Below are 20233 nucleotides of genomic sequence, written 5' to 3' on the forward strand. Positions count from 1 at the left end.
GGGCTCCCGGCGCGGACGGTTCGGCGGCGGAGGGCTCGCGCGACCCGGCGCCCGGGCCGGCCCCGGCGTCGGGATCGACGGGGGCGGAACGGACCGGAGGCGCGGCGGCGGCCGGCGCGGCGGTAACAACCGGGGCCTCGGGGACGGGCGCGGCGCCGACCGGAGGGGCCGCCCAGACGACGGGTGCGTCCCCGGTCGCCGAGAGCCTGCGCTCCATCCGCTCGAGCCGCTGGAGCAGCGCGCTGGTGGAGTCGTCCGCGCCTGGCAGCAGCATCCGCGCGCAGATCAATTCGAGCAGCAGGCGCGGCGCCGTGGTGCCCCGCATCTCGGTCAGCCCGTTGTGCACGATGTCCGCGAGCCGGGACAGCGTCGCCTGGCCGAACCTCTCGGCCTGCGCGGTCATCCGGGCCAGCTCGTCGTCCGGCGCGTCGATCAGGCCCTTGGCAGCGGCGTCGGGCACCTGCTGCATCACGATGAGGTCGCGCAGCCGTTCGAGCAGATCGGAGGCGAACCGCCGGGGATCGTGCCCGGCGTCGGCCACCCGGTCGATGGTCGCGTACGCCGCGGCTCCGTCGCCGGCCGCCAGGGCGTCGCACATCTCGTCGATCAGCGCGACGTCGGTGACCCCGAGCAGCGACACCGCGCCGGCATAGCTCACGCCGTCCGGGCCGGCGCCGGCGATCAACTGGTCGAGGACGGACAGCGAGTCCCGGGCCGAGCCGCCACCCGCGCGGACCACCAGCGGGAACACCGCCGGCTCGACCTTGACGCCCTCGGACTCGGCCAGCGTCTCGAGGTATGGCCGGAGCACGCCGGGCGGGATCAGCCGGAAGGGGTAGTGATGGGTACGCGACTTGATGGTGCCGAGGACCTTGTCCGGCTCGGTGGTCGCGAAGACGAACTTGACGTACTCCGGCGGCTCCTCGACGAGCTTGAGCAGCGCGTTGAAACCGGCCGACGAGACCATATGGGCCTCGTCAATGATATATACCTTGAAACGGCTCGAAACGGGCGCGAAGATCGCTCGCTCGCGCAGGTCGCGGGCGTCATCGACGCCACCATGTGAGGCCGCGTCGATCTCGATCACGTCGATCGAGCCGGGGCCGTCGGGCGCCAGCGCCACGCAGGAGTCGCACTCACCGCACGGCTCGGGGGTGGGACCCCGCTCACAGTTGAGCGAACGGGCGAGGATCCTGGCACTGCTGGTCTTGCCGCAGCCGCGCGGCCCGGAGAAGAGGTATGCGTGGTTGAGCCGGCCGCCACGCAGCGCCGCAATCAACGGTCCGGTGACGTGCTCCTGGCCTATGACCTCGGCGAACGTACGCGGCCGGTACTTGCGATACAGCGCCAGTGCCACGGGTACAAGCTACCCCTCGGGTGAGACAAAAGGGCCCCCCGTGCACCTGACAGAGCCCGCTTATCCTTGCTGCCTTCCGGCCCTGGGGAGGTTCGCGAGATGAGCACCGCACGGGGAGCTTCCACCACAATACCCGGTGCGCGCCGCCTGGCGATGACCGGTATCCTTCTCGACGGAGGATTCGCCTAGAGGCCTAGGGCGCACGCTTGGAAAGCGTGTTGGGAGCAATCCCTCACGAGTTCGAATCTCGTATCCTCCGCCGCATGACCAGGCAAAACGCCGGGCCGGCCCCCAGGGACCGGCCCGGCGCCGATTCTCCGCCGCCTGGAGGGACGCTCATGGCGGACGAGGCTGCCGAGGCGCCCCCAGCCGACGTCTCGCTGCGCCCGCTCGTGGCCGAGGACCTGCCGCGGGTCGCGGAATGGCTGGCGGAGCCGCACGTGGCCGCCTGGTGGAAGGAGCCCAGCGAGTTCGCCGCCGTACGGGACCGGTACCTGCCCTGCGTCACCGGCGAGGATCCGACGGAGATCTTCGTGATCGAGGTCAAGGCGCGGCCGGCCGGGCTCATCCAGCGGTACCTGATCGCCGACGACCCCGACTGGGCCCGGGCGATGGCGGTGGCGCCCGTACCGGTCGACCGCGCCGCGGGCATCGACTATCTGATCGGGAATCCGGCGCTGACCGGCCGGGGCATCGGGTCGGTCACCATCGCGATCTTCACCGACCGGACCTTCCGGCGGTACCCGCGGGCCGAGGCGGTGACCGCCGCCGTGCAGCAGGCGAACCGGCCGTCGTGGCGGGCCCTCGAGCGGGCCGGGTTCGTCCGGGTGTGGGCCGGGCAGCTCGACTCCGATGACCCGTCCGACGCCGGGCCGGCCTACGTGTACGCGAAGCGGCGACCGGCCTGAGCGATCCGACACCGGAACGGAGCCGGCCGGAGAAACCGCACGCCCGGCCGGGTTTGATTCACCGGCCGGGCGTCTGGCCCGATGGAGCGCGGTGGCGCGGGGATTCGAACCCCGGGAGGGCTTGCACCCTCACACGCTTTCGAGGCGTGCTCCTTAGGCCACTCGGACACGCCACCGCCGAGAAGGGTACCGGACGCAACCCGCCGGTGTCCGCGCGGTACCGGGTGGGCGCCTGGCAGGATCGTGCGCATGAGTACCCACATCGGCGCCAAGCCCGGCGAAATCGCCCCACGTGTCCTGCTCCCTGGCGATCCGCTCCGGGCGAAATGGATCGCTGAGACGTACCTTGAGGGCGCCCAGTGCTACTCGAACGTGCGCAACATGTTCGGCTTCACCGGGACGTACCGGGGCGTGCGCGTGTCCGTGCAGGGCTCCGGGATGGGCATGCCATCGGCGTCCATCTACTACCACGAGCTGCTCGCCGACTACGGCGCGCGGGTGATGATCCGGGTCGGCAGTTGCGGCGCGCTCACCGAGGAGTTGCAGCTGCGCGACGTTGTCGCGGCCAGCGCGTCGTCCACCGACTCGGCGATGAACCGGGTCCGCTTCGACGGACTGGTCGACTACGCGCCGGTGGCCAGCTTCGAGCTGCTGCGCTCCGCCGTTGACGTGGCCGCCGCCAAGGAGCTGCCACTGCACGTCGGGCAGGTGTTCGCCGCCGACGCGTTCTACACCGATCGGCCGGACCTGTTCGACCGGCTGGCCGCGTACGGGGTGCTGGCCGTGGAGATGGAGTCGGCGGCGCTGTACACGCTGGCGGCCCGGTTCCGGGCCCGGGCGCTGACGCTGCTGACGGTCAGCGACCACATCAAGACCGGGGCGAGCACCAGCTCCCACGAACGGGAGCAGACGTTCGCCCACATGGTCGAGGTCGCCCTCGAGACGATCGCCGCGGACGAGTCGGCCGGCGCCTGATCGAGCGTGGCGGCGGTTGCCCGACGGCGGGCTGCGGGTGGCGACCCGGCCGCCGGCGGGCAACCCGCCGCTCGGGGAGGTTGAACCGCCGGGCCGCGCTCTCGGGGGTGGGTGTGGAGCGACGACCCGGCGGCGTCATGGGCGCCGGGAGGGCCGAGGTGGCCCGCCGGCGCGGTGCCTCATCCGGTCGGTGTGGACTGAGGGTTCGGCCCGCCGCTCGGGCGCAGCGGCGCGCATGCCTGCAGGCCGGCGGCCGCCGACGGGTTGGCGGTGTTGGGAGTGGTCGCCGGGCCCGACGACGGGATGACGCCGTGGTCACGCAGGCAGTTCAGGTACGCGGCGTTGGCGCCGTTGTCGGCCCGGCCGGTACCACCGCGCCCCGCGCTGAAGCTGGGCCGGACGGACGCGCAGGCCGTCTGCGCCGACTGCCAGGTGGCCTGGGAGACGCCGGCGGGAGGCTGGGAGCCATTGCCGAACAGACCGCCGGCCCCGCCACCGCCGAAGCCACCGCCGAAACCGCCGCCGAAACCGCCGGCGCCACCGCCGCGAGCGCCGCCGCCCGGGAAGCCGGACGGGCGCGCGGTGGGGCGGCCGGTCGGGCGGGTGAAGGGTTGGCCGGAACGCCGTACGCCGCCGCCCCGGAAGCCGGACGGGAACGCGGTCGGCCGGCCGCTCGGCAGGTTGATCTTCACGCCGTGCTGGTTGAGGCAGCTGACATACGCCTGCAGCTGCGCGGTGCCCCCGCTGGGGGCTCCGCCCGGGGTTGGGCCGCTGGCGGGCTTGCTACCGCCACCGCAGCCGGCCAGTCCCGCGACGAGCAGCGCGCCGCTCGTCGCCAAGCCCAGTACCAGGCCGGTCATTCGCGTCCGGTACTTCACCCTGGCCTCCCATCCGCAACTCCGCCGAGTGGCGATGCTCACCTCGGGCGAGGTTATGGAACCGGTCTCGGCTCGATACGCCGTCGGATACAGCTCGGAAACTCCTCGGAATCTCCAGTTCGGCGCTTTGAGGTAGCTCCAAGGCGGCGCTGAGCATATCGGGAGAAGGAAGGGCAAGACTCCGGCAATATGAGGCTCGGACTGGGCGCCGTGCGGCTGCCGCGTACCCGCTTGGCGCGGTTCATCACGGCGGGCGTGGCGGTCGTCGCGGTCGCCGCGATCATCACGGTGGTCATGACGACCGGCGGCCAGAGCGCCAGCCCGAAGGACGCGGCCAGCACCGTATCCACGGTACGGCGGGGCACGGTCTCGCTGACCGCGTCGGCGGCCGGCACCGTACAGGCGCAGGCCACCCGCGGGCTCAGCTTCGCCGCGGGCGGCACGATCAGCGAGGTCGACGTGGCCACCGGCCAATCGGTGACCGCCGGACAGGTGCTGGCCCGCATCGACAACTCCGACGCGCAGACCGCGGTCGACTCGGCGCAGGACGCCGTGAACTCCGCCCAGAACGCGGTGACCACCGCCGAGCAGACTCCGGCGACCACCTCGGGCGGCTGCGTGGTGCCGGCCGCGTACTACCTCACGCCGCAGGGCACGCAGCCCGCCGTCTCGACCTCGCCGAGCCCCTCGACCTCACCGAGCCCCTCGACCTCACCGAGCAATCCGGCCAGCCCGTCGCCCAGCGCGCCGGCCAGTGCCCACCCGTCGGCGCACCCGACCGCGACCCACGCGACACCGACCACCCCGGCGACCCACCCGGGCGGCGGCACCGGGGGCACCCGGCCGGGCGGCGGCACCGGCGGCGGCACCAGCACCGGCGGCGCGGGTGGACGCGGTGGCGCGGGCTCGACCGGCGCTGGCGGCTGCGGGAACTCCGGCTCGACCGGCGGCGGGAACTCCGGCGGCGGGCGCGGCGGCGGCTCGACCGACAGCCTGTTCTCGGCCCAGCAACAGCTCAACAACGCCCAGCTCGCCCTGCAGCAGGCGCAGCAGAAGCTCTCCGGCACGGTGATCACCGCCCCGGTCGCGGGCAAGGTGTTGTCGGTCTCCGGTACGGTCGGCGGCTCCGAGAGCCCGGGCAGCACCCCGTTCATCGTCCTCGGCGGGGTCGACGATACCGAGGTCACCGCCCAGTTCACCGAGGCCGACGTGGCGCACCTCGCGGTGGGGCAGCCGGCCACCATCACGCTGCCCGACCGGTCGGGTCAGAAGTACACCGGCAAGGTCTCCGAGGTGTCCCCCGCCGGCACCACCTCGGGCAGGCTGGTGCGGTACGCCGTGCTGATCGCGTTCGACCAGGTGCCGTCCGACCTGCTGTACGGGCAGAGCGCCAACGTCGCGGTCACCACGCAGTCGGTCTCGAACGTGCTCTACGTGTCGTCCTCGGCCGTCTCCGACATCTCGAACGGCAGCGCCAGCGTCACGGTACGGGCGAACGGGCATGACACCCGGCGTACCGTCCAGATAGGACTGAGCGGCGACCAGTACACGGAGATCAAGTCGGGCCTGTCGCTCGGCGACTCCGTGGTCGTGGGCGGCCGGTGAGCGGCCATGGCGGGCGCGCGGATCCTGGTCGTCGACGACGAGCCGAACATCTGTGAGCTGCTGGCCGCCACGCTGCGGCTGACCGGGTACGAGGTGCGCGTGGCGCACTCCGGCGCCGAGGCGCTGGACGTCGCGGCGCGGTTCGGGCCGGATCTGGTGGTGCTGGACGTGACGCTGCCAGACCTGACCGGTCACCAGGTGGCGCAGCGGGTGCGCAACGGCGCTGCGGCGGTACCGGTGCTCTTCATGACCGCGCGGGACTCCTCTTTGGAGCGCGCCAGCGGGCTGACCGTCGGCGGCGACGACTGCGTGACCAAGCCGTTCAGCCTGGAGGACGTGGTGCTGCGCGTCCGGACGATGCTGCGGCGCAACCGCCTCGGCCCGGGCGGACGCGATCCGGTGCTGCGCTACGCCGACCTGGAGCTGGACGAGGACGCCCACGAGGTACGCCGGGCGGGCCGGTCCATCGAGCTGTCGCCGACCGAGTTCAACCTGCTGCGGTACCTGCTGACCAACGCGGGCCGGGTGGTCAGCAAGGCGCAGATCCTCGATCGGGTCTGGAGCTACGACTTCGGCGGCGACGGCCGGATCGTGGAGTCCTATGTGTACTACCTGCGCCGGAAGATCGATCGGGCCGGCCCGGCCCTGATCCATACCGTGCGCGGGGTCGGCTACGCGCTGCGGCTACCGCCCGCAGAGCAGGCCTAGCGATGGCGTCCCGAGCGGCCATGCGGCGCCCCCGCCACTGGCGCGAGTGGACGCTGCGGACCCGGATGGTGGTGGCCATCGCCACCCTGGCCGCGATCGGCATCCTGGTCACCGACGCGGCCGGCGTGCTGCTGCTGCGCGGACAGCTCATCCACCGCATCGACGACCAGCTGCGGATCGAGACCCGGGTGCCGACGCACACCGCCTTCAACCGCAACGCGTTCGCCGTGCGGCGCGGGCCGTTCGGGCCGGACGCGCGGGTGCTCGGCTACCACGTCGACGGCACGCCGGTGACCACCCCGGCCGCGGACGATCCGGATTTGGGCGGCTTCGCCTCGCTGAAGACGCACGCCGGCGAAGGTCCGTACACGGTCAACTCCTGGCGGGTGGCGGTGACGTTCCTGCCGGACACATCGTTCGGCCCCGGGTACGCGGTCACCGCCGTCTCCCTAGCCGACGTGCAGAGCACCGAGGAGGAGCTGCTGCTCATCGACGTACCGGTGACCGCACTGGTACTGGTGCTCATCGGGCTGGCGGCGGCGACCGTGGTCCGGATAGGGCTGCGGCCGTTGACCCGGATGGAGCAGACCGCCGCCGAGATCGCGGCCGGCAACCTGCACGGCGTGGCGCTGGAACCCGACCGCCCGGGTGGGGCCCGACTGTCCCGAGTGGACGATGCCGACCCGCACACCGAATCCGGACGGCTGGGCACCGCGCTGAACGGGATGCTCGGCCAGATCGAGCGCGCGTTGGCCGCCCGCACGGCATCCGAGCAGCGGCTGCGCCAGTTCCTCGCGGACGCCTCGCACGAGCTGCGCACCCCGCTGACCTCGATCCAGGGCTTCGCCGAGCTGTACCGGCGCGGCGGCGCCCCGCCCGGTCCGGCGCTGGACGAGGCGATGGGCCGGATCGAGTCCGAGGTGGGGCGGATGCGCCTGCTGGTCGGCGATCTGCTGCTGCTGGCGCGGATGGACGAGGAACGGCCGCTGGAGCGGCACCCGGTGGACCTGCTGGAGGTGGCCGCCGACGCGGCACGGGACGCGCACGTGCGGGTACCCACCAGGTTCGTGGGGTTGGGCGCGCTGGACGACTCGTACGACACCTTCGAGCCGGTGACCGTCCTCGGCGACGAGTCGCGGCTGCGCCAGGTCGTGACGAACCTGGTCGCGAATGCCCTGCAGCACACCCCGGACGACGCCCGGGTCGAGGTCCGGGTGGGCCGCCCGCTGCCCCACCTGGACGCGGCGTCCGGGCCACCGGTAGCCGCGGTCGGCGCGGCCCTGGGACCGGGTGAGCCGGTGGCGGTCCTGGAGGTGGTGGACACCGGCGCCGGCATGCGGCCCGAGGACGCCCGGCGCGCCTTCGAACGGCTCTACCGGGCGGATCCGAGCCGCGCTCGCGGCCTGCCGGGGATGCACGGCGGCGCCGGGCTGGGGCTGTCGATCGTGGCCGCGATCGTGGAGGCGCACGGCGGGCGCGTCGAGCTGTGGACGGCCCCCCACGCGGGCGCCCGGTTCCGGGTGCTGCTGCCCGCCCGGCCGGACGCTGACGACGCGGGCGCGGACGCGGACGACGCGGACGCGGACGACGAGCTCAGCGATGAACTCCAAGGTAGTTCCGAGCAAATCTGAGGTCAGTTCCCAGGGCCCGCGTCCACGATATCGCCCATGCGTGTATGGCGTCGTCCGACACTGTGGGTGAATGCCGGGTTGGGGGTGCTCGCCATCGCCGGCGCCCTGGCCGCGTACCAGACGATAGCGGTCTCCCCGTCGTCCGCAAACACCTCTCGCTCCGGCAATCTCCGCACCGCCGTATCGCAGGGCACGGTCACCGCTACGGTGAGCGCCTCCGGCACGGTGCAGAGCGCCGACGTGGCCGGTGCCGACTTCATCACCGCCGGTACGGTGACCGAGATAGACGTCAAGGTCGGCGACCCGGTGACCAAGGGCCAGACCCTGGCCAAGGTGGACCCGACCGCCGCGCAGGAGACCCTGACCACCGCCCAGGCCAACCTCCAGGCCGCGAAGGACTCGCTGTCCCGGGCGGAGTCGTCCTCGACCTCCGACGCCGCCGCCGTCTCGGCCGCCAACGCGCAGGTCGCCTCGGCCCAGGCGACGGTGGACTCGGACCAGCGGGCGGTCACCGGCACGACGCTCACCGCGCCGATCGCCGGCACCGTGATCGCGGTCAACGGCTCGGTGGGCAATCCGTCCGGTTCCGGCTCGTCCGGTACCTCCTCCGCCGGGGGAACGGGCGGCGGAGGCGGTGGTACCGGCGGAGGTGGCGGGGCCGGTGGTGGCGGCGGGGCCACGAGCTCCAGCGGCTCGACCACGTCGTCCAGCGCCACCGGTTCGGGCGGCTTCATCCAGATCGCCGACCTGACCCAGATGCAGGTGTCGGCGAGCTTCGCCGAGGCGGACGCGGCCAAGCTGAAGGTCGGGCAGGCCGCCAACATCACCTGGAGTGCCCTGGCCGGCGCCCGGGCCACCGGAAAGGTGGCCACCATCTCGCCGACCGCCACCTCATCGGGCGGGGTCAACTCGTACGCGGTGACGGTCAGCATGGACACCCCGCCGGACGGGGCCCGCATCGGCCAGACCACGTCGGTCGCGGTCACCACCGCCGAGGCGGACAACGTGCTACGGGTACCGGTGGCGGCGGTGCGCACCGCTGGCGGGCTGAGCACCGTACAGGTGGTGTCGGGCACCACGACCAGCACGGTACGGGTGCAGCTCGGGGTCATCGGCGACACGTACGACGAGGTGACCTCGGGGCTCACCGCGGGCCAGACGGTCGCGATCGCGGCCGCGACCGGTTCGGGTAGCGCGACCGGCGGCGGGCTCGGCGGCTTGGGCGGCCGGCTCGGCGGTGCCGGTGGCGCTGGCGGATTCGGGGGCGGCTTCGGCGGTGGCGGCGGCTTCGGTGGCGGCGCCGGCGGTGGCGGGTTCCGGGGCGGCGCCGGAAGGGCCGGCGGATGATCCCCCAGGTGAGCGGCAACGGTTCCCCGACCGCGGGCGGCAGCCCCTCCCCCGCGACGGCGGGCGGCAACGGTTCTTCTTCCGCGACGCCGGTGGGCGGCTACCGCACCCCGGATGAGCGGGCCTCGGCCGAGGCGGTCGAGACCCGACCGGTGCTCGACGTGCGGAGCCTGGTCAAGACCTACGGCGTTGGCGAGACCGCGGTGCACGCCCTGCGCGGCGTGTCGCTGAACGTGGCGCGCGGCGACTACGTGGCCATCATGGGCTCGTCCGGCTCCGGCAAGTCGACCCTGATGAACATCCTCGGCTGCCTGGACATCCCGACCTCCGGCCGGTACCTGCTGGATGGCGTCGACGTGAGCCGGCTGACCGACCGCCAGCTCGCGCTGGTGCGCAACCGGCGCATCGGGTTCGTGTTCCAGTCGTTCAACCTGATCCCCCGGACCAGCGCGCTGTCCAACGTCGAGCTGCCCCTGGCGTACGCCGGGCTCAAGTCCGCCGAGCGGCGACGGCGGGCCCGGGCCGCCCTGGCCCTGGTCGGGCTGGCGGAGCGGGAGAACCACGAACCCAACCAGCTCTCCGGCGGACAGCAGCAGCGGGTGGCGGTGGCCCGGGCGCTGGTCACCGCGCCGGCCCTGGTGCTCGCCGACGAGCCCACCGGAAACCTGGACACCCAGTCGACCGCGGACGTGCTCGGCGTGCTGGACCGGCTCAACCGTTCCGGCCGCACCATCGTGCTCATCACCCACGAGCCGGACGTGGCCGAGCACGCCCGCCGGCTGATCCGGCTGGTCGACGGCCGCATCGTGCAGGACACCCGGCAGGCACCCGTACCGCAACCCCGGCATCTGGCAGAGACGGTGGGCGCGTGAACCTCTTCGAGACGATCCGGTTCGCGATCCGCGGCGTCACGGCGAACAAGCTCCGCTCCGGCCTGACCGTGCTGGGCATGCTGATCGGCGTGGCCGCGGTCATCCTGCTGGTCGCGGTCGGCAACGGTTCGGCCAAGCAGGTGCAGAACCGGATCTCCGCGCTGGGCAGCAGCACGCTGACCATCAGCGGTGGGGGCCGCACCACCGGGGCGAGCACCCAGGACTTCTCGCTGACCGCCAGCCTGGTGCCGGCGCTCCAGGACCACAGCACCGCGCCGCACGTGAAGAGCGTCTCCCCGGTCGTCACCGCCTCCGAGGACGCCGCGTACGCCGGCACCAGCCACACCATCCCGCAGTTCATCGGCACCTACCCCTCCTACCTGCAGGCCGAGAACTACACGGTCGCCAAGGGCACGTCCTTCACCCAGACCGACATCGATCAGAGCCGCAAGGTGGTGCTGATCGGCTCGACCACCGCCGACGACCTGTTCGGCACGGTCAACCCGATCAATCAGCAGGTCACCGTGAACGGCACGCTGTTCACCGTCGTCGGCGTGCTGGGCAACAAGGACGGCACCGGCTTCACCGACCCGAACGACGTCGCCCTCGCGCCGCTGCCCGCGGTGGAGGAGTCGCTGACCGGGTACGGGCCGCTGAGCCAGCTGATCGTGCAGGCGACCAACTCGGACGCGGTGACCGACGCGCAGAACGAAGTGACCGCGGTCCTCAACAACAAGCTGCACGTCACCAACCCCGCCGAGGAGCCCTTCCGAGTACTCAACGCCGCGCAACTGCTGTCCACCCAGGAGGACACGGCGCAGACGTTCACCGTCCTGCTCGGTGCCGTGGCCGGCATTTCCCTGCTGGTCGGCGGGATCGGCATCACCAACATCATGATGGTCACGGTCACCGAGCGCACCCGGGAGATCGGCATCCGCAAGGCGCTGGGCGCACCCCGCCGTACCGTGCTCGCCCAGTTCCTGGTCGAGGCCACGGTGCTGAGCGTGATAGGCGGCCTGCTCGGGGTGGCCGCCGCGCTGATCGGCAGCCAGTTCACCATCGTCGGGGTCAAGCCGGTCGTGGTGCCGGCCTCGATCCTGCTGGCCGTCGGCGTGTCCGTCGTGATTGGACTGTTCTTCGGCAGCTACCCGGCAAGCCGGGCCGCGGCTCTGCGACCCATCGAGGCGCTTCGCTATGAATAGGGATGCACGATGAACCCGTACGCACGCCACGCAGACGACACGGCCGAGTTGGCGTCGACCGGCGTCACGACGGCCGAGTTCTCCACCGCAACGCCTCCGGCGCAGCGCGACGGGGCGGCACCGGCGGAACTGGCGCACGAGGTGGACCTGAGCCAGGACCCGTTCGCCGACGACCTGGCCGAACAGCTGGAGGCCGTGGCACCCCGGCGCTGGACGAGCCGCACCACGCTGGCGCTGGCCGCCCTGGTACTGGTGGTCGGCGGGTTCCTCGGCGGGGCCCAGGTGCAGAAGCACTGGGGCACCCCGGCCGGGCAGTCCGCCCGACCGAACCCGTTCGCCAGCGGTAACCCGTTCGCGGGGGGCGCCGCCGGACGATTCGGCGGCGGGGCCGGCGGCGCGGGCCGCGGCGGTGCGGGCGGGGCTGGCGGTGCGGGCGGCGCCGGCGGGACCGGCTCGACCGGCGGCTCCACCACGGCCGGGGGCTCCGCGACAACCGGCACGGTGAAGCTGGTCGACGGCGACACCGTTTACATCACCACACCGGACAACCAGACCGTGATCGTGAAGACCAACGGGTCGACCACGGTGAACCTGACTCAGGCCGGCTCGCTGACCAATCTGACGCCCGGTACGAGCGTGACCGTCCAGGGCCAGGCCGGCAGCGACGGCTCGGTCACGGCTACCACGATCACCAAGACGAAGTAGGTGGCGCCGGCCGGCGCACGAGCGGGGCCGGCCGTCAGCGTTGGCCGCCGAAAAAGCCCCGCAGCAGCGCGGCGCTCTCCTGTTCGAGTACGCCGGCGTAGACCTCGGGACGGTGGGTGAGCCGCCGGTCGCGTACCACGTCCCACAGCGAGCCCACGGCGCCGGTCTTCGGCTCCCACGCGCCGAACACCAGCGTGCCGATCCGGGCCAGCACCAGGGCGCCGGCGCACATGGTGCAGGGCTCCAGGGTCACCACCAGGGTGCAGCCGGTCAGCCGCCAGGCGCCGAGCCGGGCCGCCGCCGCTCGCAGCGCCACCATCTCGGCGTGCGCGGTCGGGTCTCCGGTCGCCTCCCGCTCGTTCGCCGCGGCGGCGAGCTCGGTGCCGTCCGGCGCGTACACGACGGCGCCGACCGGCACATCACCGGCGTCGGCCGTACCGGCCGTGGCGACCCGCAGCGCCCGCCGCATCCACGGCTCGTACCTCACACCTCGCGCAGCTCCTCGATCTCGTCGCCGCAGCCGAGCATGAGGCAGACCTCCGCGGTCACGTCCGAGGGCAGCATCCCCTCGGAGGTGCACAGCTCCAGCAGCTGCCGGGCCGGGATCCCGAGGTCGGCGAGCAGATCCGCGTCGCCCACCGGGTCGGCGTCCGGCTCGGCCGCCGGCTGCTCCGGCTCTTCCTCGGTCGCCTCGGCCGGCTCGCTGGTCACCTCGTCGATTTCCAGGGCCGGCTCCTCGACCTCGCCGAGCAGCAGCGCGCCGAGCCGGGACTCCTCGGCGAACGTCGAGTCCGACCCGAAGAAGCGCAGGTCCTCGCCGTCGTCCAGGCGCAGGATCGCCAGGTACGCGTCGTCGGACTCGACGAACAGCAGGGAGACGTCGGCGTCCGGATCGACGTCGCGCAGCCGGTCGGCCACCTCGTCGACGTCGGCGGCCCCGTTCAGGTCGATCTCGGCGGCGGCCCAGCCGCCGGGTGCGCGGACCAGCGCGGCAGCGAAGTAGGACACGGTTCCCCCGGGGTGCCAGGTCTGCAGTGTGAGCCCGCGCGCCCTCGGCGGCACGGTCCAGCCTCAGCCTATTAGGTAGTTAAGCGTGACGGTATCCGGTGCCGGTCACATCCACCGGGAGAACGCGGCCCAAGGCGGCCAGTGATCATCCGTATCGGCCGGAACGCGGCGGATCGGCCGCCGCCCGGGCGCGGCGACACGCCGCGATTCCTATCGGGGATGCCGATGCCCGTCGGCCCAGTGCAACGGTACTGCGCGGCCACGCCGCGCCGGGGTGTCGCTGCGCGAGGGCATTTACGCCGGGGTGTCGCCGGCTCGGCCGTGCCGCGCCCGGAGGCGGGCCGTGGGGGTCGCTCAGGTCCAGCTGGCGCTGCGCCGACGTGCGGCGATGAGGTCGCGCAGCTGGTTAACGTAGGCATGGCGGGGCGACACCCGATCCCGGACCGCCTTGGCGTCGGCGAGTTCGGCGAGCAGCCGAAGCCGTCGACGGCGGCGCTCGGGGTCAAGTCGCTGGAGCGTCTGAGCCATGACGCCGAGACTGCCGGTCCGGAACGGCTTTAGTCAAGGCGGCACCGTTGCGCGAGCGTAAACACACGCACGGTCAGCAATATCGCACCGTCGGCGACCTCACCACAGCACCCAGTGACCGCCGAGGAACTGGGTGAACACCACGGCCCCGGCGATGCCGACGCCGACCGCGGTGCTGATCGCGGCGCCAACCGCCGCTCCCCGATCGCCGAACCGGGCCAGGGCCACCGCCGCCAGCCAGGCGACAACTCCGGCGCCGACCGTCAGCCACGCGTATGCCCGGACGGTGCCGGCGAGCAGGCCGAACAGCAGCATCCACAGCGCGCCGGAGGCGGCACCCGCGGCGACCCCGGCCCGCGCGACCGGGTGCGGTTCCCGGTACGTCGGCCGGCTCCGGCCGGCCGGGAACAGCCCCGAGGGCCTCTGCGCCCCGTTGGCACCGGCCGGTCGTGCGGGCCAGCCTGGCCCACCCTGCGGGGCCGGCACGGCCGGACCGCCGCCGTACGGGCCGGGCCGACCCTGGGCCGGTCCGCCGGGCCGCGTAGCACCCCACTGCCCCGCTCCCTGGCCGGCCGGAGGGCCGGCGCCGGGTGCCCCGATCGGGGCGGTGGGCCGGGCCAGGCTCGGCGAGCCGCCGAGGCCGGGCGGGCCGGGCCAGGCCGTCCGGCCGGGCGCGGCCGTCGATGCGGTGGCCTGCGGGTACGGGGATGGTGCCGGGCCCTCGGTGTGGCCCCGGAAGGGCCCCGACCCGGCCGGCTGGCCCCACGACGGCCCGGGGTACCCGCCCGACTGACCGGGGGACGGCGGGCCGGAGAACGGCGGGCCCGACGACGGCGGGCCGGAGTATGGGGGTGCGCCGGGCGGCTGGGGCCAGGATGGTGCAGGTTCGGTGTCCGGGGTGTCGACGTACCCGGGCAGCGAGATCGGGCTAAGGCCCGGTGGCAGCGTGATCCGGGTCGGCACCGGGGTGTCCGCCGTCGGATCCGGCGGCGCGGATGGGCCGGCGCCCTCGGTCTCCCGGCCCGGCGGTGCCCAGCCGAGGCCGGGTTCGTCGCCGCCCCGGAGGCCCGGTTCGTCGCCTCCCGGTCGGTGGTTTTCGATCGGCTCGGTCATCCGTCACCCTCCACCATGAGCCTAGCTGTCCGCGCCCGGCCCGACCCCGCTACCGCCGGGCTCCCGGGCGGGCCACCGCCGGAGCCGCTCCCCGAGCCGCCGCCCGAGGCCGGGAAACGCCCGGGATACCTCGTGCGGTACCAGCAGCGAGTATGGGAGAGTTGCCGCCGTGCGAATCGCGGTGATCGGCCTCGGACTCATCGGCGGATCACTGCTGCGGGCGCTCGCCGCGGCGGGTCACGAGATGTTGGGCTACGACGCCGACCCGGCCACCCGCGCCCTGGCCCGCACCGCCGCCGCCAAGGCGCCGGCCGGCCAGCGCTGGCAGGTCACCGGGGCGATGCTCGACGCCACGGCGGACGCCGAGCTGGCCGTACTCGCGGTGCCGCTGCCCGCCATCGGCGGCATCCTGGACGAGCTCGCCGGGGCCGGGTACTCCGGGATGATCACCGACGTCACCTCGGTCAAGGGCCCGGTGCGCGACCAGGTCGACGAGCGAGCCCGCCGGTTCGGCCGGCTGACCGGATTCGTCGGCGGCCACCCCATGGCGGGGCGGGAGACCGCTGGCTTCGCCGTCAGCGACCCGAACCTGTTCGACGGCTGCGCGTGGGTGCTCTGCCTGGAGCCGGGCGAGACCGACGTCGCCGACTGGCTGACGCTCGCCGGACTGATAACGGCGCTGGGCGCCCGCGTGGTACCGGCGACCGCCGGCGACCACGATCGGGCGGTGGCGGCGGCGTCCCACGTACCGCACCTGCTCGCCGCCGCGCTGGCCACCTTCGCGGCCACCGACCCGCTGGCGCTGACCCTGGGCGCCGGATCCTTCCGGGACGGCACCCGGGTGGCGGCGAGCCCGCCGACACTGAGCGCCGCGATGTCCGGTGGCAACGCGGCCGCGGTCCGTACGGCGCTCGACGAGGTGCTGGCGCTGCTGGGTGCGGCACGGGAGGCCCTGGACCGCCCCGATCCGATCGCTGGCCTGCGGCCCTGGTTCGAGGTCGGCACGGCGGCACGCGCCGCCTGGCCGCCCGTGGCGAACGAACCGGTGGCGCTGCCCGCCGACCCGGACGCGCTGCTGCGCCTGGGCCGCGCCGGCGGCTGGATCATCGCGGTGTCGGCGGACCGGGAAACGGTGACCGCGGTCCGCCCGACCGCCCGCTGATCCGAGAACGGCCGGCCCGGCCGCCCAGCACCCCCCGCGGCTCAGCCCCGCGCGGCGATTCCCGCGCCCTGACCGGTCACGGGCGCCCCGGTGATCACCCGCCGATCGGTGACGATCGCCGTCACCAGCTCCGCCGCGGTCACGTCGAACGCGGGGTTCACCGCACGCGATCCCGGCGGCGCCGTGCGGCTGCCCCGGAACGTCAGTACCTCGTCGTCACCCCGGTCCTCGATCTCTACCGCGCCGCCGTTCGGTGTCGTCGGGTCGAGAGTCGTCTCCGGCGCGACGACCAGGAACGGGATGCCGGCGTGGCGGGCACCGAGCGCGTGGGCCAACGTGCCCACCTTGTTGACGACATCGCCGTTCGCGCAGATCCGGTCGGCACCCACGAGAACCACGTCGACCTCGCCGCGACTCATCAGGAACGCGCCGGCCCCGTCCACCGCCACCCGGAACGGGATGCCCAGCCCGTCCAGCTCCCAGGCGGTGAGCCGGGCGCCCTGCAGCAGCGGCCGGGTCTCGCTGGCGATGACCTCGTCGAGAGCGCCCCGCCGGTGCAGCTCGGCGACCACCGACAGGGCGGTACCGCCGGTCACCGCGGCGAGCGCGCCGGTATTGCAGTGCGTCAGCACCCGCACCGGCCGCCCGCCGCACAGCGATACGACCAGGTCGGCGCCGAGCCGCGCCTGCGCGGCGGAACTCTCGATCTCTTCGTCCCTCAACCGCAGCGCCTCGGCGAGCACGGCCTCCGGCCCGTCGGGCAGCCGTCCGGCCGCGCGGTCGGCCCCCCGCGCCAGGTTTACCGCCGTTGGGCGGGCGGTCCGCACCGTCTCGACCGCCGCGGCACGCCGGTCGGGATCGCCGGAGTGCTGCCTGGCCGCCAGCGCGACACCGAGGGCGCCAGCCACGCCGAGAGCGGGCGCCCCGCGCACCGCGAGCCGGCGGATCGCCTCGACCATTTCCTCCACAGTGGACAGCCGGAGTACGCGCAGCTCCTCGGGGAGCGCGGTCTGGTCAATGATCTCGACGGCCCCACCCGCCCAGTCAATGGTCCGCATCACCTCACGCTACGCGGCGCGACGCCGGGCAACAGGCCCCACGCCGTCGGGCACCGGGTGGGCTCGGGTTCGGGTGGGCTCGGGTTCGGGTGGGCCCGGGTTCGGGTTGGGCTCGGCGCCCGGCCGGCCCGACGCGGGGGCGCGGCGGGTCGCAACCGGCGCGCCGGCGGCCGGGTCCGCGTAGATTCGACGGCATGCGGACGAGGGAGGGCACCATCCGGAAGCCCGGCTCCGGCACCCCCGCCGGGCCGCTGCCGGCCGGACGGTCGTCGCAGGCCGGGCTTCTCCTGGCCGGGCGGTCGCGGCACGCGCTGGGCCGGCCGCGCCCATGAGTCCGGCCCGCGACCCCGTCGCCGACCTGCGCGAGATCGCCTTCCGGCTGGAAAGCGCGGGTGAGGCGACCTACCGGGTACGCGCCTTCCGCTCGGCGGCGGCCGCGATTGGTCGGCTGTCGGCCGAGGAGATTGACCAGCGGGTGGCCGACGGCAGCCTGACCACCGTGCCGGGCGTCGGCGAGGTGACCGCGCGCTGCGTGGCTGAGTCGGTGGCCGGCGAGGAGCCGGTGTACCTGCGCCGGCTGGTCGCGACGTCCGCGGTGGACCTCGATGAGGTGGCCGACACCCTGCGCCGGACCCTGCGCGGCGACTGCCACAGCCATTCCGACTGGTCGGACGGCGGGTCGCCGATCGAGGAGATGGCCCTGGCCGCGGTGCGGCTGGGCCACGAGTACCTGGTCATCACGGATCATTCGCCCCGGCTGACCGTCGCCCGGGGGCTCTCCCCGGATCGGCTGCGCGAGCAGCTGGCCATGGTGGCCGGCATCAACGCCGGGTTGCCCGACGGCTTCCGCCTGCTCACCGGCATCGAGGTGGACATTCTCGAGGACGGATCGCTGGATCAGGAGCCCGAACTGCTGGCACAGCTCGACGTGGTGGTCGGATCCGTCCACAGTGGACTCCGCGCGGAGAGCGCGGCGATGACCAAGCGGATGGTGACCGCCATCGCCAATCCACACCTGGACATTCTGGGGCACTGCACCGGGCGGCGCCTCACCGTTCGGGCCGGCGGGGACCGGGCGCACCGCGAGGGCAAGCCACGACCGGAGAGCACGTTCGACGCCGGGGCGGTCTTCGCGGCCTGCGCGGAGCACGGCAAGGCGGTTGAGATCAACTGCCGGCCGGACCGGCTGGACCCGCCCAAGCGGCTGCTGCGCCTGGCCGTCGAGGCCGGCTGCCAGTTCGCCATCGACACCGACGCGCACGCCCCGGGGCAGCTCGACTGGCTCGGGTACGGCTGCGAACGGGCCGCACGGTGTGCGGTACCGGTGGCCAGCATCGTCAACACCTGGTCCGCCGAGCGGGTCCTGGGCTGGGCCGCCGGCCACGGGTGACGGCTCGGGCACCCGCCCGTTCCGCGGACGCCCCTTGCCGACTCCCGCGACCTCTGCGGAAGGGCCGGCGGCCCGGCGCCGGTCGCGTAGATTCGGCGGGTGGGAACAATTGATGAGCTAGCCAACCGATATGTCGAGGATTGGGTGCCTCTCGATCCCCTCGGCGCGACTTTCGTCGGCGTTCGTGGCTGTGACGACAAACTGACCGACCTCTCGCCCGACGGCCTCGCCGCGCTCGCGGACCTGGACCGGCGCACGCTCGCCGAGCTATCTCCCCTACAGCCGGCCGACGAACGGGAACGGGTGGCCAAGGAGGCCATGCGCGAGCGCCTGACCCTGGCCCTGGCCCGGTACGACGCGGGCGAAACGGCCAGCGAGATCAGCGTGGTGAGCAGCGGCCTGCACAGCGTCCGCTCGGTCTTCGACCTGATGCCGCTGGCCGGCGAGGAGGCCGCCACCAACGTGGCCGCCAGGCTCGCGGGCGTGCCCGACGCGCTCGCCGGGTACCGGCGCAGCCTGATCGAGTCGGCGCGCTCGGGCAAGGTCGCCGCCCGCCAGCAGATCATCGAGGTCGCGAAGCAGTGTGCGACCTGGATCGATCCGAAGGGCGACGACTTCTTCCCGGGGCTGGTGCGCCGCACCGAGCAGGCCGGCGACCTGCCCGCCGGGCTGCGCGAGGATCTGGAGCGCGGCGGGCAGGCCGCCCGGACCGCGGTGGCCGAGTTCGAGAGCTTCCTGCGGGGCGAACTGGCCCCGCTCGGCCGGGAGAACCAGGCCGCCGGGCGCGAGCGCTACCAGCTGGCATCCCAGTACTTCCTCGGCGCCCGGATCGATCTCGACGAGACCTACGCCTGGGGCTTCGCCGAACTGGCCCGGCTCGAATCCGAGATGCGCGTCGTGGCCGACAAGATCACGCCCGGCGGCTCGGTCGACGAGGCGGTCGCGGCGCTCGACGCCGACCCGGCCCGCACGATCAAGGGCAAGGAGGCGTTCCGCGACTGGATGCAGGGCCTGGCCGACCAGGCCATCACCGACCTGCACGGCACCCATTTCGACATCCCCGAGCAGGTGCGGCGGATCGAATGCTGCCTCGCGCCCACCTCGGACGGCGCTATTTACTACACCGGTCCGAGCGAGGACTTCAGCCGGCCGGGCCGGATGTGGTGGGCGGTGCCGCAGGGCATCAGCGCCTTCTCCACCTGGCGCGAGGTGACCACGGTCTACCACGAGGGCGCGCCGGGCCACCACCTCCAGGTCGGCCAGTCGGCGGTCCGCGCCGAGCTGCTCAACCGCTGGCAGCGCCTGCTGTCCTGGTGCTCCGGGCACGGCGAGGGCTGGGCGCTGTACGCGGAGAGCCTGATGGACGAGATCGGGTACCTGCAGGACGCCGGTGACCGGCTCGGCATGCTCGACAGCCAGGCGTTCCGCGCCTCGCGGGTGATCGTGGACATCGGCATGCACCTCGAACTGGAGATCCCGGCCGACAACCCGTTCGGCTTCCACCCGGGCGAGCGGTGGACGCCCGAGTTGGGCTGGGAGTTCCTGCGGGCGCACTGCCGGGTGCCCGAAGAAAACCTGCGCTTCGAACTCAACCGGTACCTCGGCTGGCCGGGTCAGGCCCCGTCGTACAAGGTGGGTGAGCGGTTCTGGTTGACCGCGCGGGCCGACGCCAAGGCGCGCAAGGGCAAGGACTTCGACCTCAAGGAGTTCCACCGCGCCGCGCTCAACCTGGGTTCGCTGGGGCTGGACCCGCTCAAGGACGCGCTCGCCCGGATCTGACACCCCG

Annotated in this window: 20 protein-coding genes, 2 tRNA genes and 1 other RNA gene; 14 read left to right on the forward strand and 9 right to left on the reverse strand. The window is 73.4% G+C overall.

The features are described from left to right. Nucleotides 1-1357, reverse strand: a 1357-nt coding sequence (locus tag ABEA87_RS33845) for a DNA polymerase III subunit gamma and tau (RefSeq protein WP_345636647.1), incomplete at its 3' end; no start/stop codon positions are given. A gap of 27 nt (nucleotides 1358-1384) precedes the next feature. After that, nucleotides 1385-1479, reverse strand: an RNA gene (gene ffs / locus ABEA87_RS33850) — signal recognition particle sRNA small type. A 52-nt stretch (nucleotides 1480-1531) separates the two neighbouring features. Between ffs and ABEA87_RS33855 the strand changes: the two genes are divergently transcribed. Then, nucleotides 1532-1616: transfer RNA gene (locus tag ABEA87_RS33855), tRNA-Ser, on the forward strand. 79 nt (nucleotides 1617-1695) lie between these two features. Beyond that, nucleotides 1696-2265: a GNAT family N-acetyltransferase gene (locus tag ABEA87_RS33860; RefSeq protein WP_345636648.1), complete on the forward strand. Its 570-nt coding sequence runs from the start codon at nucleotides 1696-1698 to the stop codon at nucleotides 2263-2265. Nucleotides 2266-2354: 89 nt separating this feature from the next. Here ABEA87_RS33860 and ABEA87_RS33865 read toward each other — a convergent pair. After that, a tRNA-Ser gene (locus ABEA87_RS33865) sits at nucleotides 2355-2441 on the reverse strand. Between the two features lie 73 nt (nucleotides 2442-2514). Here ABEA87_RS33865 and deoD point away from each other — a divergent pair. Next, nucleotides 2515-3240 carry a purine-nucleoside phosphorylase gene (gene deoD / locus ABEA87_RS33870; protein ID WP_345636650.1) on the forward strand — a complete coding sequence of 242 codons (726 nt, stop codon included), beginning with the start codon at nucleotides 2515-2517 and terminating at the stop codon, nucleotides 3238-3240. Nucleotides 3241-3419: 179 nt separating this feature from the next. Here the strand turns inward: deoD and ABEA87_RS33875 are convergent, their stop codons facing one another. Then, nucleotides 3420-4118 carry a hypothetical protein gene (locus tag ABEA87_RS33875; RefSeq protein ID WP_345636652.1) on the reverse strand — a complete coding sequence of 233 codons (699 nt, stop codon included), beginning with the start codon at nucleotides 4116-4118 and terminating at the stop codon, nucleotides 3420-3422. A 189-nt stretch (nucleotides 4119-4307) separates the two neighbouring features. Between ABEA87_RS33875 and ABEA87_RS33880 the strand changes: the two genes are divergently transcribed. The 7 genes from ABEA87_RS33880 (at nucleotide 4308) to ABEA87_RS33910 (ending at nucleotide 12188) form a co-directional block, all read left to right on the forward strand. Next, on the forward strand, nucleotides 4308-5723 hold the full coding sequence (locus ABEA87_RS33880; RefSeq protein ID WP_345636654.1) for an efflux RND transporter periplasmic adaptor subunit: 1416 nt from the start codon (nucleotides 4308-4310) through the stop codon (nucleotides 5721-5723). Between the two features lie 6 nt (nucleotides 5724-5729). Next, a complete protein-coding gene (locus ABEA87_RS33885; protein ID WP_345636656.1) occupies nucleotides 5730-6431 on the forward strand; it encodes a response regulator transcription factor in 702 nt (233 codons plus the stop codon). Between the two features lie 2 nt (nucleotides 6432-6433). Further along, nucleotides 6434-8062: a sensor histidine kinase gene (locus ABEA87_RS33890; protein WP_345636658.1), complete on the forward strand. Its 1629-nt coding sequence runs from the start codon at nucleotides 6434-6436 to the stop codon at nucleotides 8060-8062. Nucleotides 8063-8098: 36 nt separating this feature from the next. Continuing rightward, nucleotides 8099-9409: an efflux RND transporter periplasmic adaptor subunit gene (locus ABEA87_RS33895; protein ID WP_345636661.1), complete on the forward strand. Its 1311-nt coding sequence runs from the start codon at nucleotides 8099-8101 to the stop codon at nucleotides 9407-9409. Nucleotides 9410-9501: 92 nt separating this feature from the next. Continuing rightward, nucleotides 9502-10281 (forward strand): ABC transporter ATP-binding protein, encoded by a 780-nt coding sequence (locus tag ABEA87_RS33900; RefSeq protein ID WP_345636815.1) that lies wholly within the window; start codon nucleotides 9502-9504, stop codon nucleotides 10279-10281. After that, on the forward strand, nucleotides 10278-11483 hold the full coding sequence (locus ABEA87_RS33905) for an ABC transporter permease (RefSeq protein ID WP_345636662.1): 1206 nt from the start codon (nucleotides 10278-10280) through the stop codon (nucleotides 11481-11483). Before ABEA87_RS33900 ends, ABEA87_RS33905 begins: the two co-directional genes overlap by 4 nt. 9 nt (nucleotides 11484-11492) lie before the next feature. Further along, a complete protein-coding gene (locus tag ABEA87_RS33910; RefSeq protein ID WP_345636664.1) occupies nucleotides 11493-12188 on the forward strand; it encodes a hypothetical protein in 696 nt (231 codons plus the stop codon). Nucleotides 12189-12222: 34 nt separating this feature from the next. On the opposite strand, the gene ABEA87_RS33915 is transcribed toward ABEA87_RS33910, so the two are convergent. The 4 genes from ABEA87_RS33915 to ABEA87_RS42765 form a co-directional block, all read right to left on the reverse strand. After that, nucleotides 12223-12657, reverse strand: coding sequence for a nucleoside deaminase (locus tag ABEA87_RS33915; RefSeq protein WP_345636817.1), 435 nt, complete (start codon nucleotides 12655-12657; stop codon nucleotides 12223-12225). Between the two features lie 14 nt (nucleotides 12658-12671). Next, nucleotides 12672-13196, reverse strand: coding sequence for a tRNA adenosine deaminase-associated protein (locus ABEA87_RS33920; protein WP_345636666.1), 525 nt, complete (start codon nucleotides 13194-13196; stop codon nucleotides 12672-12674). A 354-nt stretch (nucleotides 13197-13550) separates the two neighbouring features. Next, nucleotides 13551-13724, reverse strand: a complete 174-nt coding sequence (locus ABEA87_RS33925; RefSeq protein WP_345636668.1) for a hypothetical protein — start codon at nucleotides 13722-13724, stop codon at nucleotides 13551-13553. A 99-nt stretch (nucleotides 13725-13823) separates the two neighbouring features. Then, nucleotides 13824-14837 carry a hypothetical protein gene (locus tag ABEA87_RS42765; protein WP_425571006.1) on the reverse strand — a complete coding sequence of 338 codons (1014 nt, stop codon included), beginning with the start codon at nucleotides 14835-14837 and terminating at the stop codon, nucleotides 13824-13826. Nucleotides 14838-15006: 169 nt separating this feature from the next. Here ABEA87_RS42765 and ABEA87_RS33935 point away from each other — a divergent pair, with 169 nt between their 5' ends. After that, complete coding sequence (locus ABEA87_RS33935) at nucleotides 15007-15999, forward strand: prephenate dehydrogenase (RefSeq protein WP_345636670.1); 993 nt, start codon at nucleotides 15007-15009, stop codon at nucleotides 15997-15999. A gap of 41 nt (nucleotides 16000-16040) precedes the next feature. Here ABEA87_RS33935 and mtnA read toward each other — a convergent pair whose 3' ends face one another. After that, the gene (gene mtnA / locus ABEA87_RS33940) at nucleotides 16041-17057 is read right to left on the reverse strand and encodes an S-methyl-5-thioribose-1-phosphate isomerase (RefSeq protein ID WP_345636672.1); all 1017 of its coding nucleotides are present in this window, start codon (nucleotides 17055-17057) and stop codon (nucleotides 16041-16043) included. 194 nt (nucleotides 17058-17251) lie between these two features. On the opposite strand from mtnA, the gene ABEA87_RS33945 reads away from it, so the two are divergent. The 3 genes from ABEA87_RS33945 (at nucleotide 17252) to ABEA87_RS33955 (ending at nucleotide 20226) form a co-directional block, all read left to right on the forward strand. Further along, nucleotides 17252-17389: a hypothetical protein gene (locus tag ABEA87_RS33945; RefSeq protein ID WP_345636675.1), complete on the forward strand. Its 138-nt coding sequence runs from the start codon at nucleotides 17252-17254 to the stop codon at nucleotides 17387-17389. Then, a complete protein-coding gene (locus tag ABEA87_RS33950) occupies nucleotides 17386-18447 on the forward strand; it encodes a PHP domain-containing protein (RefSeq protein WP_345636677.1) in 1062 nt (353 codons plus the stop codon). The genes ABEA87_RS33945 and ABEA87_RS33950 overlap by 4 nt, the downstream gene beginning before the upstream one ends. A 99-nt stretch (nucleotides 18448-18546) precedes the next feature. Continuing rightward, a complete protein-coding gene (locus tag ABEA87_RS33955) occupies nucleotides 18547-20226 on the forward strand; it encodes a DUF885 domain-containing protein (protein ID WP_345636679.1) in 1680 nt (559 codons plus the stop codon). Nucleotides 20227-20233: the final 7 nt, after the last annotated feature.

The sequence above is a fragment of the Rugosimonospora acidiphila genome (assembly GCF_039543385.1).
Taxonomy (GTDB): Bacteria; Actinomycetota; Actinomycetes; order Mycobacteriales; family Micromonosporaceae; genus Rugosimonospora; species Rugosimonospora acidiphila.